The 3,833-nt window shown below is 40.8% G+C and carries 5 protein-coding genes; all 5 read right to left on the bottom strand.

The window, feature by feature from the left end:
* Window positions 1-360 precede the first annotated feature (360 nt).
* Window positions 361-837, bottom strand: coding sequence for a MarR family winged helix-turn-helix transcriptional regulator (locus AC37HE_RS16090; RefSeq protein WP_500784000.1), 477 nt, complete (start codon window positions 835-837; stop codon window positions 361-363).
* 350 nt (window positions 838-1,187) lie between these two features.
* Window positions 1,188-1,574, bottom strand: coding sequence for a DUF302 domain-containing protein (locus AC37HE_RS16085; RefSeq protein WP_500783998.1), 387 nt, complete (start codon window positions 1,572-1,574; stop codon window positions 1,188-1,190).
* A 123-nt stretch (window positions 1,575-1,697) separates the two neighbouring features.
* Window positions 1,698-2,036 (bottom strand): 4a-hydroxytetrahydrobiopterin dehydratase, encoded by a 339-nt coding sequence (locus AC37HE_RS16080; protein ID WP_500783996.1) that lies wholly within the window; start codon window positions 2,034-2,036, stop codon window positions 1,698-1,700.
* 20 nt (window positions 2,037-2,056) lie between these two features.
* A complete protein-coding gene (locus AC37HE_RS16075; RefSeq protein WP_500783994.1) occupies window positions 2,057-2,629 on the bottom strand; it encodes an NADPH-dependent FMN reductase in 573 nt (190 codons plus the stop codon).
* Between the two features lie 222 nt (window positions 2,630-2,851).
* Complete coding sequence (gene can / locus AC37HE_RS16070) at window positions 2,852-3,490, bottom strand: carbonate dehydratase (protein ID WP_500783992.1); 639 nt, start codon at window positions 3,488-3,490, stop codon at window positions 2,852-2,854.
* Between the last annotated feature and the right edge of the window lie 343 nt (window positions 3,491-3,833).

Below are 3,833 nucleotides of genomic sequence, written 5' to 3'. Positions count from 1 at the left end.
TAACCAACAGGAATGAAAGTGGAAAGTTTTTCGGACATCAGGTTGTCATTGTTATCTGAAGTTGTTGGGTTGTCGTGAAACGTGAAAGGTTAACGATTATTGATTGCCGATTAGCGATTGAGAGAAGAGCAACCTGAAACAAGCAACCAGCAACCAGTAATAAGCAGCAGCTCCTGGTTTCCACAAGAGTACCTATAGCCGCAACTCGAAACTCGAAACTCGAAACCTGGAACTTGGAACTTGAAACTTGGAACTCGAAACTTGGAACTTGGAACTTGGAACTCAGCAGGGACTTTCAGAAAAAAGAGGTACGAAGTTGCCTGTTGACAACCCAATAAAAAATACGAGTTGGTGGAGATTTTAATGCTTGATTTCTTCTTCGGCAGTTAACATGGGTGAAGCATCAACATCCTGAATGTTCAACATGGTGGTGAGCAAATCAAGTGATTCGTTGATTTGCGATAGTTCGTCGCTGGTTAATTTTGATAATTTAAGGGCCAGTCGTTGTTGCAGCAAATCCGGGGTTTTCTTTAAAAGTTCATCACCTTGAGAGGTTAGAGTGATGTATGTTACTCTTTTATCGCCGGTTTTAGGGAGACGGGCCAATAAACTCTTCGATTCAAGACGCGAAATGATTCCGGTAACAGTGGACGAATTTAATTTTAAATGGTCGCGAATGTCTTTTTGTGATGCCTGGTAATTGGGCGACTGCTTCAAAAACTCAAGACAAAGAACCTGAGGAATACTGACACCAAAATCACTTTGTACTTTTTTGGATTCGAGGTTGATTGACCGTACAATCTGGCGGATCTTGATGATGATTTCAGTATAATTCATGGGTCTGTTTTTTACAAAAATAATGATTAAGACTTATTGGCCTTAAAAAAAGTGCTGTGAAAATCTCAACAACCAGTTTCGATGAGCCGGTTTTATGTGAAAAGAGGCTGTCCAAAAAGTCGATAAGCAGAAATTCAGACTTACAAATTGATAGCTTTTGCTGACTTTACCCCTCCAAACCTCTCCGGCAGCTGCCGGATGCCTTAAAGTCCCCTTCATTGCCTGTCCCGAATTCGTTTCGGGAGGATTTAGGGGTTAGTAGCTTGAATGGACTTACAATTTGATAGTTTCGAGAAAACTCTTCAGACTTTTTAGACAGCCTCTTTTTATTCTTTTAGATAAGCAGTTCTTTACAAGGCCTGAATAACCCGCTCTAAACGTGCTTTAATCTCCATGGCAACGGGAGCCAGTTCTTCATTTTGAATAGCCATCATCGACGCAACCGGATCGACGGCAGCAACTTCAACTTTTTTATCGTCGTGTTGGCGAACAATAACATTACAGGGCAGCATGACACCAATAAAAGGTTCAGCTTGCAAGGCTTTGTACGCATTCGGCGGATTGCAGGCACCAAGAATCCGGTAGCGGTTGAAATCGACTCCGAGTTTTGCTTTTAGCTTTTCATCGATGTTGATTTCACTAAGAACTCCAAAACCTTCTTTTTGAAGTTCTTCAGTTACTTTGGTTACAGCCTCGTCGAACGAGTAGTCGGTCATTTTATCAATATAGTACTTCATAAGATTTGTTTTTTTTCTATAACAAATTTCAGCCTGAATGTTTGAACGAAAGTGCAAATTTATTGTATTAACCTGAGTTAGATTCTAAAATGATTCACAGCTTTAACTATTTTCAAATTGAACTCAGCTTATTAGTGTATCGGTTTTTGCGGCCATGATAAAATCGTTCCGGTGCAAACCCTTTATTTTGTGTGTCCACCAGGTAACTGTTACTTCTCCCCATTCGGTTACGATACGCGGATGATGATCTTCGTGCTCGGCTGCAATACCAATGCGATGTGTAAAATTCAGTGCATCGATAAAATTGCAGAAGGCGAAAGAACGTTGCAACTTTTTCATGCCATTTTCTTCAATAATACTCCAGCCCGGAATTTCAGCTTTTAGCTTTTCCATTTCCTCATTCGTTACGAGGGGAGCATCAATGCGGCATGCTTCACATTTTTGATCTTTCAGCTCATTCATGTCACAACATTAATTAAGGGTTAGTTTCTTACTAAATCTTCCAGGTTGATATTCGGGCAAATAAATTTGTCGATATAGTCAATCATATTCAGGAAAAGCGAGCGAATACGTTTATCAATTTTAGGGTCAATGCATTTCCCTTCATCATCGAAAGCATCGCGAACATGACCAACGGAAACCGGTCCGGGTAAAACAATGCCACCAACGTGTGAGCAAACACTCCGCAGGCTTTCAAGTGACTTGATCGCACCAATATCTCCGGCTGCAACACCAAGTAGCGCAATCGGCTTTCCAGCCAAAGCTGAAGGGAAGCCCAGGTTTTCAATGATTAGTTTGATGATACTGCTGTACGAACCATGGTATTCCGGAGTCGCAAAAATGACACCGGTGGCCGTCTTTACAATGGCAATTAACCGTACAGCATCGACCGAATGTTCGCTTTGCCCCGGAAAGGGCAGTTTGAAATCTTTAGGATCGATAATTTGATACGAAACCGTATGGTTTTTATTAATCTCATTGATTAACACATCAACAGCCATTGAGGTATAATTATTTGGCCGCACACTTCCTTTAATAATGACAATATTTTTCATCGCGCTTTATTTATTACAAACTACTGTTGCAGCGGTATTTTTATTGTTCCGCTTTACTGATGCATATCCCTTTGTTTATTGCTAAATCAAAGGCTGTAAGAACAGGTTAATTGAAGGTGTTGTTGTTTTATACGAGGTCCGAAAGTTTACGTTCGTAGCACTAAAATGCAAAATGGGAAACCTAATCAGATTTCCCATTTGTTCGTGAGTTATATTGATCGCTTAAAAATCTAGTTGAAATGCTTTCTCCAACTGATCGTTACAGCTGATATTTACCTCAAGGTCATTCACAAGACCATTGCCAACCGAATACACCCAGCCGTGAACAATTAAATCCTGCTTGTTTTTCCAGGCCGATTGGACAATTGATGTTCGGGCCAATGCTAAAACCTGCTCTTTGACATTCAGCTCAACAAATTTATCAAAGCGGGCTTTTTCATCGTCAATCTGATCCAGTTCTACCCGGTGAAAACGGTAAACATCTTTGACATGGCGAATCCAGTTGTCAATCAAGCCGATCGAGTTGTTACCCATGGCAGCCTGAATCCCTCCGCAACCATAATGGCCGCAAACAATAATGTGTTGAATTTTAAGTACGTTAACAGCATAATCGAGTACGCTAAGCATATTCATATCCGAATGAACGACCATGTTGGCAATATTCCGGTGAACAAAAACTTCACCTGGTTCGGCTCCAACAATCTGGTTCGCAGGAACACGACTGTCGGCACAGCCAATCCAAAGCAATGGGGGCTTTTGCCCTTGAGCTAGTTTGGCGAAATAATCCGGATCTTCATGGAGCTTTTCGGCAACCCACTTTTTGTTGTTCTCCAAAAATTGATTGTAAAGTCTATGCGGCATCTTTGATTCTTTAGATTTTAAATTGCTTGTTTTAACAACTGACCAATAAAATGGTTTTGCAGAAAAGTAATTCAATTTCGCTGCAATAAAAAATGCCCCTTGTCTGTAATTCGCAAGAATCGTCATTGTTCTCCGGCTTATCAAAATAGCAATCTTGATTCGTCCAGGATAAGATCGCTGCGTCCTTCATTTCTCACCAATGACAGATATAGTGATTGAAGGATAGTTGGAATGAAGGATTGAAAGAGCTGCAGGTTGACTTAAATTCCAGGTTTTAAATTCCAAAAAAAAGAACGCGATACAATGGCGCACAAGCGAGAGCAGTGGGATCTTCTATAAGGGT

This window comes from Mangrovibacterium sp., assembly GCF_059905295.1.
The sequence above is the reverse complement of the archived record's forward strand: the minus strand, read 5'-3'. Positions and strand labels throughout refer to the sequence as shown.

Excerpts from the sequence above, each read along its gene's own strand:
- AC37HE_RS16080 (WP_500783996.1), bottom strand. The coding sequence starts at position 2,036 with ATGAATGAGCTGAAAGATCAAAAATGTGAAGCATGCCGCATTGATGCT.
- can (WP_500783992.1), bottom strand. The coding sequence starts at position 3,490 with ATGCCGCATAGACTTTACAATCAATTTTTGGAGAACAACAAAAAGTGG.
- AC37HE_RS16085 (WP_500783998.1), bottom strand. The coding sequence starts at position 1,574 with ATGAAGTACTATATTGATAAAATGACCGACTACTCGTTCGACGAGGCT.
- AC37HE_RS16075 (WP_500783994.1), bottom strand. The coding sequence starts at position 2,629 with ATGAAAAATATTGTCATTATTAAAGGAAGTGTGCGGCCAAATAATTAT.
- AC37HE_RS16090 (WP_500784000.1), bottom strand. The coding sequence starts at position 837 with ATGAATTATACTGAAATCATCATCAAGATCCGCCAGATTGTACGGTCA.